Origin of the sequence: Stieleria bergensis (assembly GCA_007745635.1) — a bacterium.
Classification (GTDB): Bacteria; Planctomycetota; Planctomycetia; order Pirellulales; family Pirellulaceae; genus Stieleria; species Stieleria bergensis.
This window is the reverse complement of the sequence record CP036272.1, coordinates 1,117,443-1,133,128: the sequence shown is the minus strand read 5'-3', so window position 1 is coordinate 1,133,128 and position 15,686 is coordinate 1,117,443. Positions and strand designations below refer to the sequence as shown.

Here is a 15,686-nt window from a genome sequence, read left to right as displayed (position 1 = left end):
AAATCAAATGCCGCGATCACTGATCCACTGCCCAGCAGCTCAACCGTCCACAACACCAGAGTCGCATTTCGGTTGTTCGCGAGCGGTGAGCAGAAACAAGCGACTGGGCTTTGGACACCTTTCCAGCGCGTTGCTTTGCAGCCTGCTGGTTTGCAGCGGCCTGCCGAACCCCTGTGCGGCAAGCCCCATCTTGCTGCAGGAACCGGCGATCTTCGCTCAGCCGGGGCAAGACATGCCTGTCCAGGTCATCCCTGGTCAACCCGTGCCTGGTCAACCCGTGCCTGGGCAACCGGCTCCCGGCCAGGCAGGCGCCCCCGGCAGCGCCAAGCCACAGAAACCGGGCAATGACTCTCCCGAACCGAAAGTGATTCGCCGTGCCGAACAGAAGGACCGAAACGCGGACCCGGAGGAATTGAAAGCAGCAGTTGGCGAGGACGGCAAAGTTGCGTTTCAGTTTCGCAACCAGCCGTGGGTTGACCTGATTCAGTGGCTTGCACAGATCGCCGATAAGCCACTGGACTGGCAGGAGCTCCCGGGCGACAAAGTCAACATGAGCACGCCTGGCCGCTATACGGTTGCTCAGACCATGGACCTTTTTAATCGCCACCTGCTGGCACGCTGCTGGAGCTTCCCGGTGGCATCTCAGTGGTCAAGACAGCGACGATCAATCCGGCCATGGTGCCCCGCGTCTCGCCGCAACAGCTCACCAACTTGATGCCGCACACCTTTGTGCGTGTCTCACTGGAGGTCGGCTGGCTAAGCAGTGAAAAACTGGCCGTGGAACTCAAGCCAATGATCAGTTCCAATGGGCGCCTGACTGCGCTGACGACCACCAACCGCATCGAGGCAATGGATGCGGCCGTCAATCTTCAGCAGATCGCTGAAATGCTACGTCAGGAGGTCAGTCAACTGAGCTTGGAAGCGATGGCGCCCGAATTCAAGCTCCGGCATATCCCGGCAGAAGTTTGCAAGAAACTGCTGAGCGAGTTTTTAAAGATTGAAAAGAAGTCCAGTGCGCCAATGAACCCCCAACAGTTGCAGATGATGCAGCAGATGGGCATGCAAGGCGGCGTGCAACCTGTCCAACCGGGACGAGAGTCAGGCGGTAAAACAGAACTCTCGATTGTCGCTGACACCCGACGCAACGCCATCTTCATTCGTGGCCCAGCCGATCGAATCGCCTTGGCAGCGGAATTCATTAAACGGATTGATGTCCCTGGTGAGGGGATCACGTCGCTGGCAGACATTGAATCGCGAATTGAAGTGATTCGACTGTATACCATCGATCCAGAAAAGTTAATTGACATCGTCAACGACATGAACTTTTTGGAACCAGGCACGCACCTAGAATCTGATAGCGACAACCATGCCTTGATCGTTTCGGGCACCGCAGCGGATCGTTACATGATCAATCAAATTGTCAAACGGCTTGATGGCAGCGGTCGCGAATTACATGTCCTGCAACTACGCCGTTTGAACGCCAACGAAGTAGCCGAATCGATCGCCTTTCTGATGGGTGACAACGATAAACAGGAAGACAACTCTGCGGCCAATCGCATGTTCTACTACGGGTTTGGCCGGCCACCGGAAAAGAAAAAGAAGAACGACGACAAGTTTCGCGTGGCAGCCAACAGTCGCTATCGGCAAATCTTGCTCTGGGCAAACGAAACGGAGCTGAAACAGGTCCAGAACCTGCTCGTCAAACTGGGCGAGATCCCGCCGCCTCAAGGTAGTCGATCTCCGGTGCGGCGAATTGACGCCTCCTCCACACCCGAGACGTACGATTATCTGCTGCAACTACAAAAGCAGTGGCAGACACTCTACCCTGTCCCTTTAGTCTTGCCCAACCAAACCCAGTTTGTTGACCCGCTGCAAAACGACGAACCTGAAGACTCGGCTGAAACCGAACCGACCACAGAGCAAGAGAGTGACACAGAGCAAGAGAGCGACGCCGAATCCAAGCAACCGGATGCTGCCACGACGACCAGTTTTTCACAGACCGCGGTGACAACATTGGCAATCAATCAACCGCCCTCAACCAACCCGCAGCCCAACGCTAACTCAGAGGATGTGACTGATCCTCGCGATTCGGCGCAGGGCGACCCCGGCGATCGGTCGGCCATTGGGAATCTGATTCAGTCAGGTGAAGACTTTGATCGACTGCTGGGTCGTCCCCCCGCGCCGGCTTCTTCGTCCGAACCCAAGCTCAACTCGCAAGCCCAACCATCGGCGCCGGTTCAGATCAATCTTGATCGCGATGGCAACTTGGTTCTCTCCGGTGCTGACCCTAGAGTTCTGGATCAGCTAGAAGATCTGATGTTGCGATTCGCGCCCCCGCGACGCCCCTATCATGTGTTTCGAATCCGAAACCAGAGCGCCTATTGGGTGCACCTGAACTTGACGGAATACTTTGAATCAGACGAGGAAGAAAGCGATGACGACGACTTGTTTCGGTGGTGGATCGGCGCGCCCTCCAGTGGGGACGATGATGGACCGACTGGACTGGGCAAGAACGCTAAACTTCGTTTCATCTACGATCCTGACACCAATACGATCGTTGTCTCGGGTGCAACGTCGACGCAGCTGAAAACAATTGCCGAATTGATCGAACTCTGGGATGTTGCCGAACCGGTCAATAAACGCAGCCTGCGCTATACGAAACTGATTCAGATTAAATTTGGCCAGGCGACACAGATTGCTGAAACGATCAAAGAGGCTTATCGCGATCTACTGAGCAGCAACGACAAAACGTTTCAGCGAGCTCCCGGAGGCGGTGGCGGTGAAGCAAGTGGTGGGGGAGCAAGCGGCCCGGCCAACGCAAAATCCTCTGGGCGTGGCAATCGAGGCAGCGGGCTGACCTCAGATAGCGGCAAGGACGGCGGAGATGTCGACTTTTCGTTTCAAGGCAAACTGTCCATGGGCATTGACCCGATTGGCAACACGCTGCTGATCAGCGCCGAAGGCGAACCACTGTTACAACTTGTCGAGGACATGATCAAGCAACTCGATGAAGCCTCGCAATCGGCGGGACATGTGGAAGTCTACACGCTGCGTGGTGACACCAGCTCCCTAGCCGTGGAAACGCTCCTTAAGACGCGGGCCCAGAAGGTCAAGGTCCAACAAGGCAATGGCGTCGTGGGGGCCAATGGACAAGCGGTGAACACTCAAGCGGGACAACCTCAACCCAACATCAACCCCTCTGCGGGAGGTGTTTCCATCAGCGGCGAGTCTTTCTAAGGGTTTTGTGAGCGACGTGAGCTGACATTCAAGAGGCAGGGGATTGCCGAACTGTAAGGATTCGCCCCACAATGCTGTTTTTGCCTAGAATGATTAGTCCTTCTCTGCTTCGATCGCGTTGTAAACAACGTCAAACAGAGTGACCTACCCTTTAGCATGCAGAATCCAACTGCAAGCCGGCCCACGGGCCGACGGCCTCAAGTCCCCTTTGGCGTGTCCGCAGGGAGAGTCTTTGAGTGTCGCTTGGATTCACCTGCACTGCCACTGCTCCTTGGCAAGCTTTTGGCGTCAACCATCACGCGGCGTGCTTGATTCGTAATTATGTTGTCCTACCTTACACGTCGATTCTCTCACTTTACGGTTCGACGTGCGCCACTGATCGTCATTGCATTTGCCGTCATCGCGATCGGTATCTTTCAGGCTGCGCCGCGTTGGAATGAAGTGGCCTACGATGGCGACTTTGACTACCTGCCGCCGGGGACCAATTCTGCAGTGGCAGCGCGCGTCATGGACGCGGCTTTTCAACAAGATCGAGCGCGCAGCCAGATTGTTCTGGTGCTATCGACCGACCAACAGGAACTGAGCGACATTGATTTGCTGGTCGGAGACGATCTGCTGCGTCGCCTTTATCACCGCTTGTCAGAAGCTTGTTATCGTCGCGCCTTAAGCCTTGGCTACCAAGGCGGCCCGATTGATTCGGCTCCCCAAGAGACTCACAAGTGGCTGCGGCGTTCGCTATCGACGTTGGATCGATGCATTAATATCGACAAGCGATTTTACGAACGCTTTATCGACTACCTGCCCGATCAAGCTCCGACACTCACTGAACCTCGGATGGCGATCGCCTACTATGACCGCAGTCAGTTATTGTCCACCGCTCCGATGGAGGATCGTTCACCGGACCAAGATCTCCAGGACGCCCTCACGTTAGTTCCATCGATTGATCAGACACTTCAACCCATCGAACAACGAAAGGTTGCTGCCTGGGATTCCTTGCTGGACATTCTGTCCTGGGACGAGTCTGTTTTAGGATCACAGCTCAGCAAGCCTGGCGCGCAACTGGCGGTGCTGCAACTGGAGAGTGAGCTCGCCGCAACCGGCAATGTAGCCACACTGACGGAGGTTCATCAAATCGTCAACGATGTGCGCAAGTACAGCGTCCAGCGGATTGCCAACGTCAGCGGGGAACCGGTCAACACGGTGATTGCCGTCACGGGTAGCGCCGCGGTGGGTGGCGAAACGTTGATCGCGTCGCGGGATGCGATTCGTTACACCGAGTCGATCACGGTGATCATGATCTTGCTGATTCTGATCATGGTTTACCGAGCGCCATTGCTGGTCGCGATTCCCATGCTCTCGATTGGCTTTGCCGTGATCATTGCGACATCGCTGGTCGCTTTGTTGGCACAGTTATCCGAACAGCAGGTGATCCCTTGGCTGGACATGCGCGTGTTCACCACCAGTCGGATCTTTATTATCGTGATTCTGTTTGGTGCTGGAACAGACTACTGCCTCTTCCTCATTTCTAGACTTCGCGAAGAAGCCAGCCAAGCACCGTGGGTGGTCGCCTGTCGCCGTGCTTTAATCGGCGTGACCAGTGCACTGATGGGCAGCGCCATGACGACCATTGTCGGCTTGGGCATGCTCTGGTTTGCAGACTTCGGTAAATATCATTACACCGGTCCCATCATTGCGATCTGCCTGTTGGTGGGACTGATCGTGAGTTTGACATTGGTTCCCGCGCTGTTGACCGTCCTCGGCCCGATCGTCTTTTGGCCCAATAAGATTGATCCCACGGACCAACATTCACGCTCAAGGCTGACCGGGATCCGCGCTGATGGCGTCCCAGCACGACGCAACAATCTATGGTCGTGGATTGCATTAAAAGTAACGCGGCGGCCGGGATGGACGTTGTTCCTGGGAATTCTGGCGTTGCTCCCACCAAGCTACTACGGAGCACAGAACGAACGAGCGGTGACGTATGACTTGACAAGTGAGCTGGATGAATCCGCGCCCAGTCGCCGCGGCACGAAACTGCTTCAGCAACACTTTGACATCGGAGAAATCAACCCCGTCACCGTTTTAATGGTACGGCCCGAAGACCATCCGCGAGAAGAGCTCCGCAAAGAAGTCCAGCAACTGACCAAGCTGCTCTATCAGCAATCCGGCGTGGTCGCGGTTCGCAATGCCAATGATCCGCTGGGAGACTTTCCACCGGATCGTGGCATGGGCCTGTTGAATGCAGACTCTTGGCGCAGAATGGCGTTACAGAAACATCGTGTCGCCCAGGATTACTTCTTTTCAAATACCCAAGAGTATCAAAACCGATTGGTGCGCATGGACTTGATCATGGATGGCAATCCATTTGAGATCAAGACACAGCAACAGGTTGTCGCCATCCATCAAACGCTATTGGATGTGACAAACAGCGAGCAGTCGAAGTGGAGTGAATCCGAAGTCTATCTTTTCGGGACCACGCCGTCGATCATTGATCTTCGGAGCGTGACGATCAAAGACAATCAGCGAATCAAGATCGCGGTGGTGCTTGCGGTCTTTCTCGTGTTATTGATCGTGATTCGACGATTCATGCTTTGTGCCTACCTGATTTTTACCGTCCTGCTTAGTTACTATGCGACGCTGGGCATCACCGCAGCCTTTTTCGGCTGGATCTACGGTGACGACTTTGTCGGCCTGGACTGGAAACTGCCGCTCTTCCTGTTTGTGATCCTGGTCGCCGTTGGCCAAGACTATAACGTGTACTTAGTCACGCGAATCGTCGAAGAACAACGTCAGCGAGGATGGCTGGCCGCGCTCCGTCATGCGCTCAGTCGTACCGGCGGCATCATCACTGCCTGCGGTGTGGTGATGGCAGCCACCTTCTTTAGCATGACCGCATCGGCGTGGCTGCCCCCGACGCTGGAAGCCTTGGGCTTTCCCAGCAGCCAAACGCTGGGACTGCGCGGGATCGTGGAATTGGGATTCGCGTTGGGGCTGGGTGTCCTGATTGACACCTTTTACGTGCGAACTGTCTTGGTGCCAAGTTTTGTCAGCCTCATGGGTAAGTTCCGAGCCAAACGGCCGGCCCGTCGTTAGCTGAAAATCCGCCGGTCGGTCGGCAACAAAACCAATTCCCCAAAGAACGTGGCTGATGGCAGCACCCGCGGGTCCCGTGCTTGCACGCACCAGCGTCAGCGAGGCCAGGCTCACCCAGAACCGTAGCGAACGAACGACTGACGGGCTTTGGTGCTCCTAATGTTCGTTCCCAGTGATCAACTTGGCAGGCATGTGAGTCACGGAATTGAAATAGTCCAACTGCCATTGCTGTTGTTGAAAATTCACCTTGGTGATGCCACAGTTCCGTAATGCACCCAAGCCAACGACATCGCAACGTTGCTGCAGCATCTCGGCCAGCATCAATCGCTTCAAGTCGGCATGGATCAGCATCACCACGACTTCATCGTTCTGATACATCCGCAGCAGTTTCTCAACGACCTGCTGAGCTCTCTGCCATGCCTGCTGATCGGTCTCTCGATGCGGCTGATTCCACCATCCTGTGTCGTCAATGGTCTCGGCAATCTGACAACGTTCGGCGTCCTTACCCAACATGCGAATCAGTTCCGCGCGTCCCATTCCTGGTTGGCCCGCATAATTGTCTTCGCGATAACCGCTAAAGCACCCACCGCGTTCGAAGACGTCGTGCCAGATCTGAACGACACCGGGGTTGTACTGCAAGACTGGCAGCGTGGTTTTGATCGTGCGGCGAAACGGGCTGGTAATCAAGTGATCCCACTGCAGTGAGGTCAGCCAATGAGAAAGATGCTGAGCCTGCAAGCGTCCGACAGCAGTTAAATCCGGGTCAGGCACACGCTGATAGGTTGGCAACGCATTGTTTGCACTCTCAGCGTGCCGAATCAAATACAACTGCATGAATCCAAATCATCCTTGACGGGAAAAGAACAGACCGCGCAACCAATCGAGGATCACCCACTGCACGATCAGCATCAGGACTGGGAAGGTGAACAGAGATAACTGAATGACTTCTTTAGGCAACACATCTTCGCCCGACGCAAGATAGACAGCGACCAATCGTGCGGTCAGCAGTCCGTTGAAGGCCAGGCAAATCCCCATCACAACTGCACTGCAGATCGCCGCCAAGACGCCCAACAGCCATTGCCACCAGGGCGTCCTAGGAACGAATCCTTGGGATGGACGTGTTGCAACGGGTGAATGTTTCGCATTCATTTTCGCGGTCGCCGTTGTCGCTGCAACCGAATGCGGCAACCGATCGGAGGTGTTTCTTGATGCTCAAGCTTCTCTCCGGCAAGCACAGCATCAATCGCTTGTGATAAAAACGGAAGGCTCTTGGTTTGCCCTGGCAACTTGCCTGTGATCGCCCCCATGTAAACGACCTTTCGTTGCGCATCCAGCACGTAACACTCAGGCGTATAGATGGCTCCATAGTCCTTGGCAATCTGCTGTGACTGATCCCAGAGATAGGGATAGGGCAGTTTTAACGCAGCGGCCCGCTGCTTCATCGCTGGCAATCGATCTTCGTCAACCAAGTTGACATTGATGGCCACCAACTGAACTCCCTTGGGTTGATACGATTTGGCCAGTTTGATCAACGGTTTTTCCGCGTCGACCGCATAGGGGCAGGTGTTGCAAGTGAACACGATCACGACGGCTTTGGCATCGTCAAAATCCGTCAATGAATAGGTCTTATCATCGGTCCCTGGCAGATCATTAAAGACGGGTCCCTGGTCACCGAGACTTAAGACACGATTGTACTTTCCAGCCCTGGCGGGACTGGTTGTCAACGCGATCAGCAGCACCAAGAAGCCGGCTGGAACCGTGATCGAACGCAAGCCTTTTGAACTCACTTTCATCGCTCTCTATCCATCAAATGTTTGCAAGACTTAAACGCCAAGCGGTAGACCACTCCACCGACCTAGCGTTCTGAACGTCCCTTCACCTTCGGCACACATCGCCCCAAACTACTGGGCAACGGTGGTGGTTTTGCGTTTTTTCACCGGATACCACTCCTGGATCTGCTTTGCGAGGCGGGCCACGACTTCGGGATGTTTGGCAGCCAAGTTGGTTTCTTCAGCAGGATCAGCGGTCAAATCAAATAACTGTGGCCCTGTCTCGGTTCTTGGGTGCGTGGACTTGTATCGATTGACCTCACCATCGTAGGTCAGCAATAACTTCCACTTGCCCTCGATACACCAACGGTACAACAAAGTCGCTTCAGGATCGTTGACGTCCGCAATATCGTGGGCAAACCCTTCGCCAAAGATGGCTTTGCGTTCAATGGGTTTATCGTCAGTCAGGTACGGCATCAAGTTCAGGCCAGGCAACTCATTCTGAGGGGTCACACCAGCGGCGGCCAACATGGTGGGATAGATATCAATGCTGCTGACCAGTTCCTCACGTCGCTGGGCAGGGATCGTGCCAGGCATCCAGTAAAAGATCGGCGTCCGAATCCCACCTTCGTACGGAGTTTGTTTGCTGCGTGGTGCGTAACCATTGCCCTTGGGATTCTGAATCCAACCATTATCGGTCAGGTAGACAATCATTGTGTTGTCATCCAGACCGCGTTTTTTGAGCGAGTCCATCAGTTGGCCACTGGTTTCATCCAACCATTCGCACATTGCGTAGTAGCGTGCGACGGTCATTGGCCGACCTTCTTTTTTGTACTTATCAAACAAACGCTTCGGCGGATTGTGGGGTGTATGCGGCAGAAACGGAGCATACCAGAGGTAAAACGGCTTGTCTTGCTTGACGGCCAAGTCCAAAAACTCATTGATGGGTGCTAAGCCGGTGCGACCGATCGTCAACCCATCGTCGCCATGACGACCACCCTTTTCAGGAAAGCCGCGTGTCATCCCATGCGTGAAGCCAGCATTCTGATAACTCCCTTCCCAGAGCTTGCCACTTTGATGACTCAAGTAACCCTGCCGAGCCAGCGCGTCTCCAATGGTTTCAAACCGATCGATGTAGGAGATCAGTTGTGCGCGCTGATCGTTGTACTGTTTACTGTCTCTCTGAGCATACTTGGGCGAGGGATCGTTGCCCGTGATTCCGTGCACAGAGGCATACTGGCCTGTCAACAGTGTCGCCAATGACGGACGGCAAAGAGCTGTTGGCACGTAGCCACGCGGAAACACAGTTGCCTGTGACGCAAGCCGATCCAGGTTCGGAGTTTGAATATCGGGATGCCCCATGAACCCATAGTCAGTCCAGGCCATGTCGTCGCTCAAAAGCAAGACAATATTGAGCGGCTTACTGGCTTTCTGAACGGCATCGGCCGACTGAGCACTCGCCAATGGGGCGCAAACCATCGAGCCAAAAGCAACCAACAGCAGAAGACCAAACCGCTGGAAACAAGATTTCATCATCAACATTACACGAGAACGCATGGCAGACTTTTCGAGAGAAGAATGAGGCGGGCGAACAATCCCTTCTAGGATACACCAAACGGCTCAGATCGCCCCCCAAAACCGCCGTGCCCGCTGCAAGTTTTCAGAGCCTGATCACTGATCCTCCGTGAGGGAATGTGGCGGCAAAAACAGATGAATGCACCGCAATTCAACTTCCCAGAATCGCCAAAGTGCTGGCTGGGGAAACACTGGTGCCAGTCCCGATCGCGACAGTCCCGATCGCGCCAACGGCGTGGCCCGGGGAACGCGCTAAGATGACGCCAACAGTGGAATCGTCAACATCGCCTGACAGCCTGCCAAGCCGCTGCTCACTTCAACTTTCGCGTTGTGCAACTGAGCCACTCGATGGGCTCGACATAGACCGAGGCCTAAACCCCGCCCTGCCTCACGACCACTGTAGAACGGATCGAAGGCATGACGACTGGCGGCCGGATCCAGTCCTGGCCCACTATCAGCAACCCTGATTTCAACCGCCGCCACTTGGGGGTTGCCGGCGGTCGCTAGATGCGTCGCGCTAGACTGCACGTGAACGCTTCCGCCCTGCCCCACCGCTTCAAAGGCGTTGCGAACCAAAACACGAATCGCCTCAAGCACCATTTCACGGTCCGCCTGCACCGTGAAGTCATCGGCTGATTCAATCACTTGAAAATCGATTTGTAACGACTCAGCGAACTCGTCAAATTCAGTTTGAATCGCACCAAAGAGTTCACGCAACTTGACTGAACTGACCACCGGCTTGGGCGGATTGGCGTAGAACATCAACCCGGCAATCATGTCAAACGCGCGATAGACTTGCCGGTCAATTTGCTTCAAGGACTCCAGACGCGCCGCATCAGACTCGTCGCGCTGCAACGCCTGGGCGCGGCCAGAGATGTTCGCCAGCGGGTTATTGATTTCGTGACTTAATCCGTATGCTAATTGCTGAGCGGATTGCAAGTTCTTTTGATTTGCCAGTCGTTCAATGCTGCGCTCGTTGACTCGTCGCTGGTCAGCAAACCGGGCCGCACGCTGCAGCAATGCACTCCCTGTCGCATCGGGCCGATCCACACCGGTCGCAGTATCCACTTCGCTGTCAAAGTAGACTTCTGGTAAGCCATCGAACAGGGCTGCATCAACCTCTGGGCAGAGCACTGCCACCCAGTCGGGCAGCTGCTGAATCCACTGCTGCAATGCTTCTTGCTGAGGATCATCGTCCAACTCGGCCAGCGAGACCAGAGCCGAATCGCTTGCGTTCTGACAACCATCGACTTGGTCCAGGGCCGGCAACTTAGCCAGCAAGCGAGACCAATGGCGCTGCTGTGACTGACCAACCTTGGGTGCAGCCAACATCCATTCGCCAGCGCTGAATGCGGCGATCATGGATGCATTGAGGTGCCTGGCAAGATCGGTCAAACAAACCAGATCCGCTTCGTCGTGCTGATCAAGTTCGCTGGCATAACCGAGCAAGGCATAGAACAGCAACGGCGGATCGCGACGCAGCGCTTGCAGCAAGCCTATTTCAGCTGGCGAGGGTTGATGCTCGTCACTGACGAGGTCGGCCGACGGCTGGGCTTGTTGCATGGCCTGTAGCAAAGACACCATGGCGGTATCTGACAAGGGCAACCAGATGGCGTGTCCTTGCCGCTGCACCTGCGGCAGCAATCCCCACCAATCTGAATCCTGCCGCGACGAGGCGCGCACCGGCGGCGTGGTGTTGGTTGGCTGGCCGCGATGGAGTTTAGGCATCACGGCACCAGTCGCTTCAACACCATCCGTTTGAACAGACTGTTTTTTGCGAGGTGCTGAATTGGGGTGCACCATTAAATCCTTCCGCTGCACATCTGCCTTCCCACTGAATTGCTGGACGAAGTGACTGATACAAACTCATCCAGCAAGCATGGAACCACGAACCGTGCAGCCAAACACTGCGCGGTGGATTCGCATCGGAGAGGAAGACAACGACTGCCGACCAGGAGCAAACCGCGATCTAAGCGAGGCTGCGTTCCATTTCCAAAAGGCCACAGGCACGCGTCACCAGATCGTCGATCGCAAATGGCTTCTGCATGAAGTCGTTTGCACCGGCCTCACGCAGCTCTTCCACTTTATTGTGCTCGACCATCCCTGAAATACAGAGGATCTTGACCGAGTCCAATGCTGGATCGCTGCGGACACGATGGCAAACTTCCTTACCATTGATGTCGGGAAGCATGACGTCCAAGACCACAAGGTCCGGACGAAACTCTTTGACTCCCATTCCGGCATCAAAACCGTTGTTCGCCGTGCGGATTTCAAACTGGCCATCGCGTTCAAAACCATCTTTGATCAAATCAACCAAGTCTTGGTCATCATCAACGATCAACAGTTTCTTCTTTCCGCTTTCCAATGCGTCGGTGGGAATGCCGTTATCCTTCATGAACAAATATAAATGTTCACGTGGAATGCGACGAAACTTACTTCCCGGGACGCGAAATCCCTTTAATGATCCGTTGTCAAAGCAACGAATGATGGTTTGCTGGCTGACTTTGCAAATCTTCGCCGCTTCACCTGTCGTAAAGACCGTTTTCGTGGTCATCGTAGAAACCTTCCTCCCTGCAGGACGAGCCGTTTCTCAACCTGAGTCTCAAACTGAGCTTCATTTGATTCAGGATGAACCCCCGTACGGCCCATCCAAACGTTTTCTCATCAGCATCAATTGCTGAACTTCCTTGTGCGGCACTCATGATTTGATGCAGTAAACCGCATCAAGCCACCGGTGTGGTTACCGTGAGACGAACGCCTCACAAGAAATCATCACACGACCTCTCGCACTTCATTCCTGTTTTAGCAAAACCCCTAGGTTCCCTGGCAAGATCAATTTGCTCGGCTTGCGCTAAAAACGCAAACAACAGCAAACCCCGATACCGCCCAGACTTGCCAAAACCTCCTGAATTGCGATTCTTACCAATTTGCACGTTCAGGTCAAGCTAGTTTAGCGGCTCGCACAAGTTTGCCGAGAAAACCCTGTCCACAGAATCCTCGCAGCTTCTCGTGGTTGTGGAAAGACAAACCAATACACGGAGGGCTAAATCGCGTTAAAAACGCAGGCTGACGCATAACAGCGCCCGGCCCACACCGCTGGCCCAGACGACGCATTTGGCAGCGAATGTTTTTCTAGAATCCCAGGCTTGCCATCACAGGGTCCTGCCGACTGCCAAGCACTGAACCAACCACTCGCGTTACCGGATGGGTGTTGACGGTGGGCTAGGTTCAGCGACAACCTGCAGTGGGTGGCTGGCGTCATCCCCACGAACCGTTCCGGCGAAAACTCTCCCAGGGCATTGCTGAAAGTTCGCGACCAGAGCCAACTGTGCGGCAACTATACTGCGGCCAAGAACTCTTTTATCAGCGTGTGACTTGCTTCTCACGCATCTTGAACCCCTAAAAGCAACACTTGATGTCACCAACCACTCGATTGACAACGAAACTTTTGTCGGCCACTCGGCGAAGCATCACCGTGGCCATCCTGTTCAGCAGCGTCTTGCTTTGGAAACCAGCGTGCAACGCTCAGGAGATCCGCTTTACGAGCGTTCCGGACATTTTCAATTGGAACATTCGCAACCCACAGCCGGGTTGGGAGGAAACGCTGGACTGGTTCTTTGACCGCCTAGAAGCCGAAGGGCCGGACTTCACGCTCAACGCTGGCGACATCATGGACGCGCGTTGGTGGCAGGATGAAGCACAGGTCAAAGCCAAAACGGAAGCATACTGGAAGGGTTTCAAGAAACGTTTTGACGACCGCAACTTAACCGTCTATGTGGCGCCCGGTGACCATGAATACGGTGACGATGGTGGCTTGGCCAAAGGCGACATCGCGCGTGCGTTTGCCAAGCAGTTCACCGAATTGATGGGCATGCCAAGAAACGGCCCAGCCAATCACCTCGGACGCAGCTTCTTTGTCCGCAAAGGCAACCTGCTGCTGATCACTCTGGATACGTTTGAAGATCAGGGACCACGTTTTGGCTATACCGTTGGCGAAACGCAATTGAAATGGCTTGATGAAACCATGACGGCCCATGCGGATGCCGAATTCATCATCGTCCAAGGTCACTTGCCCATTGTGGGTCCAGTCCGCAGCAAGAATTCCAGCGCCAGCATGCTGAAGAACGGCGCGAAATCAAAGCTTTGGAAACTGATGGTCAAACATGGCGTTCATGTTTATCTCTGCGGAGAACATCATCGCATCACGGTCAAGCAACGAGATGGGATTTGGCAGATCGTCCATGGTGGACTCTGGGGAACACAAACCGACTTGAACTACATGCGTGGCCGGGTCGGCCCACAGCAACTGACGTTAGAACTGCTGGAATTTGACGTAAAATATGATGGCGGTTACATCGGCGATCATCCTCACCGCGGCCCCACCAACAAACCACGTGAAATTGTGACACTGGCGGAAAAAACGCGCCGTGAGGGCGCTCGCGTGACTGGCACGCTGGTCTTATCAAAGACCGCCGATGGATCAGTCAAAACCAGCAAAGCGAGTGGCTGGTTCGATTTAAAAAAGCAAGCCAAGTATTGAAACCGTTTTCTCTCGCAACCACAGGCAGATGACACGTCATGCAGATGTCAATCGCAATGCAAAGCAATCAAGCTCCAGGAAATCGTGCGATGATTCAACACCACGCGCCAACGGTCATGCGTTGGCTGTTGGCGTTGATTCTTGTAACAGCGGGCTGCTTTTCGAGCCTCATCCCATTGAGCGCTCAGTCACCTGGCAAATCCTCCCCACCGAACATCCTCTTCTTTCTAGCGGATGACTTGGGATGGCGTGACTTAGGCTGCTACGGGTCACGGTTTTACGAAAGCCCGACGCTTGATCAACTTGCCGCCTCTGGCCTCCGTTTCACACAGGCCTACACCGCAGCAACGGTCTGCTCGCCGACCCGGGCGAGCATCCTGACCGGACAGACGCCGGCCCGGCATGGCTGCACAAACTATGGCGGCAGCATTGACCCCAGCAAGCACATCAGTCTGGGCAAGACGCTTCAGCGATCCGGCTATCAAACCTTCTTCGCCGGCAAATGGCATATTGGCAACACCACTCCGCAGCAAGAGGGCTTTACGGAGGTCGCTGAAAAATCAACCCGCAGTGGCGACCTCAAAACGGATCCCAAAAGCACGCGCAGCATCACTCAGAGCACCCTTGAATTCCTAAACCAAATCGACCCTGACCAACCGTTCTTTGCCTACGTCAATTATCACGCTGTGCACACGCCCTTGCGTGAGCGCGCGGACTTGGTGGCAAAGTATCAAGCGAAACGAACCGCAAACCCACCAACGAGCTTCGGCCCCAGTGGATTAGAAACCGAACGCGACCGAGCTAACAAGCAGATCCAAGATGATCCCGCGTTCGCAGCCATGGTCGAAGGCCTTGACACTTCGGTTGCCAAGATCCTGCAATCGCTTGCAAAAGCTGGACGAGAGGAAAACACGATTGTGATCTTCTATTCCGACAATGGCGGTTTATCAACGAAACCATGCACGTCGAACCTGCCACTTCGCGCTGGCAAGGGCTGGGTCTATGAAGGTGGAATCCGAGTCCCGTTGATCATTCGATGGCCTGGACACATCACTCCGGGAACCACCTGCGAGACGCCTGTGACCAGCATGGATTTTTACCCAACCTTGCTGCAAGCCGCAGGTCTGCAGCAACTTCCTAAAGAGCATCAAGATGGTATCAGCCTCTTGCCACTGATCACCGAAGGCACCCGCCCGGCACGCACCACCTTCTATTGGCACTACCCTCATTATCACGGCGCAGGATGCATTCCCGTTGGGGCCATGCGAGAGGGTTCGCACAAGTTGATTCAATGGTACGGCAGCAAACGCTACGAACTGTACGATTTAAGCACCGACCCTAGTGAACTGACAGACATTAGCGAGTCTCATCCTGAGCTTGTCAGGCGTTTGGCAGACAAGTTCAAACGTTGGCAGAACAGCTTTCCCAAGATCAAGTACGACAGCGTCAACAAGTTTAAAAAGAACAAGTAG

Annotated in this window: 11 protein-coding genes; 5 read left to right on the top strand and 6 right to left on the bottom strand. The window is 54.6% G+C overall.

All coding sequences use genetic code 11. The features are described 5' to 3' along the window. The first annotated feature begins 85 nt into the window (after positions 1–85). The 3 genes from SV7mr_RS03625 to SV7mr_RS03615 all read left to right on the top strand — a co-directional run bounded on the left by SV7mr_RS03625 (position 86) and on the right by SV7mr_RS03615 (position 6,330). Positions 86–715 (top strand): hypothetical protein, encoded by a 630-nt coding sequence (locus SV7mr_RS03625; RefSeq protein ID WP_145269312.1) that lies wholly within the window; start codon positions 86–88, stop codon positions 713–715. Continuing rightward, positions 646–3,237, top strand: a complete 2,592-nt coding sequence (locus SV7mr_RS03620; protein WP_419188048.1) for a secretin N-terminal domain-containing protein — start codon at positions 646–648, stop codon at positions 3,235–3,237. The genes SV7mr_RS03625 and SV7mr_RS03620 overlap by 70 nt, the downstream gene beginning before the upstream one ends. A 321-nt stretch (positions 3,238–3,558) precedes the next feature. After that, positions 3,559–6,330 carry an MMPL family transporter gene (locus SV7mr_RS03615; protein ID WP_145269308.1) on the top strand — a complete coding sequence of 924 codons (2,772 nt, stop codon included), beginning with the start codon at positions 3,559–3,561 and terminating at the stop codon, positions 6,328–6,330. A gap of 156 nt (positions 6,331–6,486) precedes the next feature. On the opposite strand, the gene SV7mr_RS03610 is transcribed toward SV7mr_RS03615, so the two are convergent. The 6 genes from SV7mr_RS03610 to SV7mr_RS03585 all read right to left on the bottom strand — a co-directional run bounded on the left by SV7mr_RS03610 (position 6,487) and on the right by SV7mr_RS03585 (position 12,228). After that, positions 6,487–7,164: a histidine phosphatase family protein gene (locus SV7mr_RS03610; RefSeq protein WP_145269306.1), complete on the bottom strand. Its 678-nt coding sequence runs from the start codon at positions 7,162–7,164 to the stop codon at positions 6,487–6,489. Positions 7,165–7,173: 9 nt separating this feature from the next. Beyond that, positions 7,174–7,479 carry a hypothetical protein gene (locus SV7mr_RS03605; protein WP_145269304.1) on the bottom strand — a complete coding sequence of 102 codons (306 nt, stop codon included), beginning with the start codon at positions 7,477–7,479 and terminating at the stop codon, positions 7,174–7,176. Then, entirely contained in the window at positions 7,476–8,123 is a 648-nt protein-coding gene (locus SV7mr_RS03600; RefSeq protein ID WP_145269302.1) for a thioredoxin family protein, read from the bottom strand. The genes SV7mr_RS03605 and SV7mr_RS03600 overlap by 4 nt, the downstream gene beginning before the upstream one ends. Positions 8,124–8,231: 108 nt before the next feature. Beyond that, positions 8,232–9,656 (bottom strand): sulfatase family protein, encoded by a 1,425-nt coding sequence (locus SV7mr_RS03595; protein WP_473163671.1) that lies wholly within the window; start codon positions 9,654–9,656, stop codon positions 8,232–8,234. A 270-nt stretch (positions 9,657–9,926) separates the two neighbouring features. Further along, the gene (locus SV7mr_RS03590; protein WP_419188047.1) at positions 9,927–11,402 is read right to left on the bottom strand and encodes an ATP-binding protein; all 1,476 of its coding nucleotides are present in this window, start codon (positions 11,400–11,402) and stop codon (positions 9,927–9,929) included. Positions 11,403–11,643: 241 nt separating this feature from the next. Beyond that, positions 11,644–12,228, bottom strand: a complete 585-nt coding sequence (locus SV7mr_RS03585) for a response regulator (RefSeq protein WP_145269298.1) — start codon at positions 12,226–12,228, stop codon at positions 11,644–11,646. An 861-nt stretch (positions 12,229–13,089) separates the two neighbouring features. Here SV7mr_RS03585 and SV7mr_RS03580 point away from each other — a divergent pair. After that, a complete protein-coding gene (locus SV7mr_RS03580) occupies positions 13,090–14,214 on the top strand; it encodes a metallophosphoesterase family protein (RefSeq protein WP_145269296.1) in 1,125 nt (374 codons plus the stop codon). A gap of 89 nt (positions 14,215–14,303) precedes the next feature. Further along, a complete protein-coding gene (locus SV7mr_RS03575) occupies positions 14,304–15,686 on the top strand; it encodes a sulfatase (RefSeq protein WP_419188046.1) in 1,383 nt (460 codons plus the stop codon).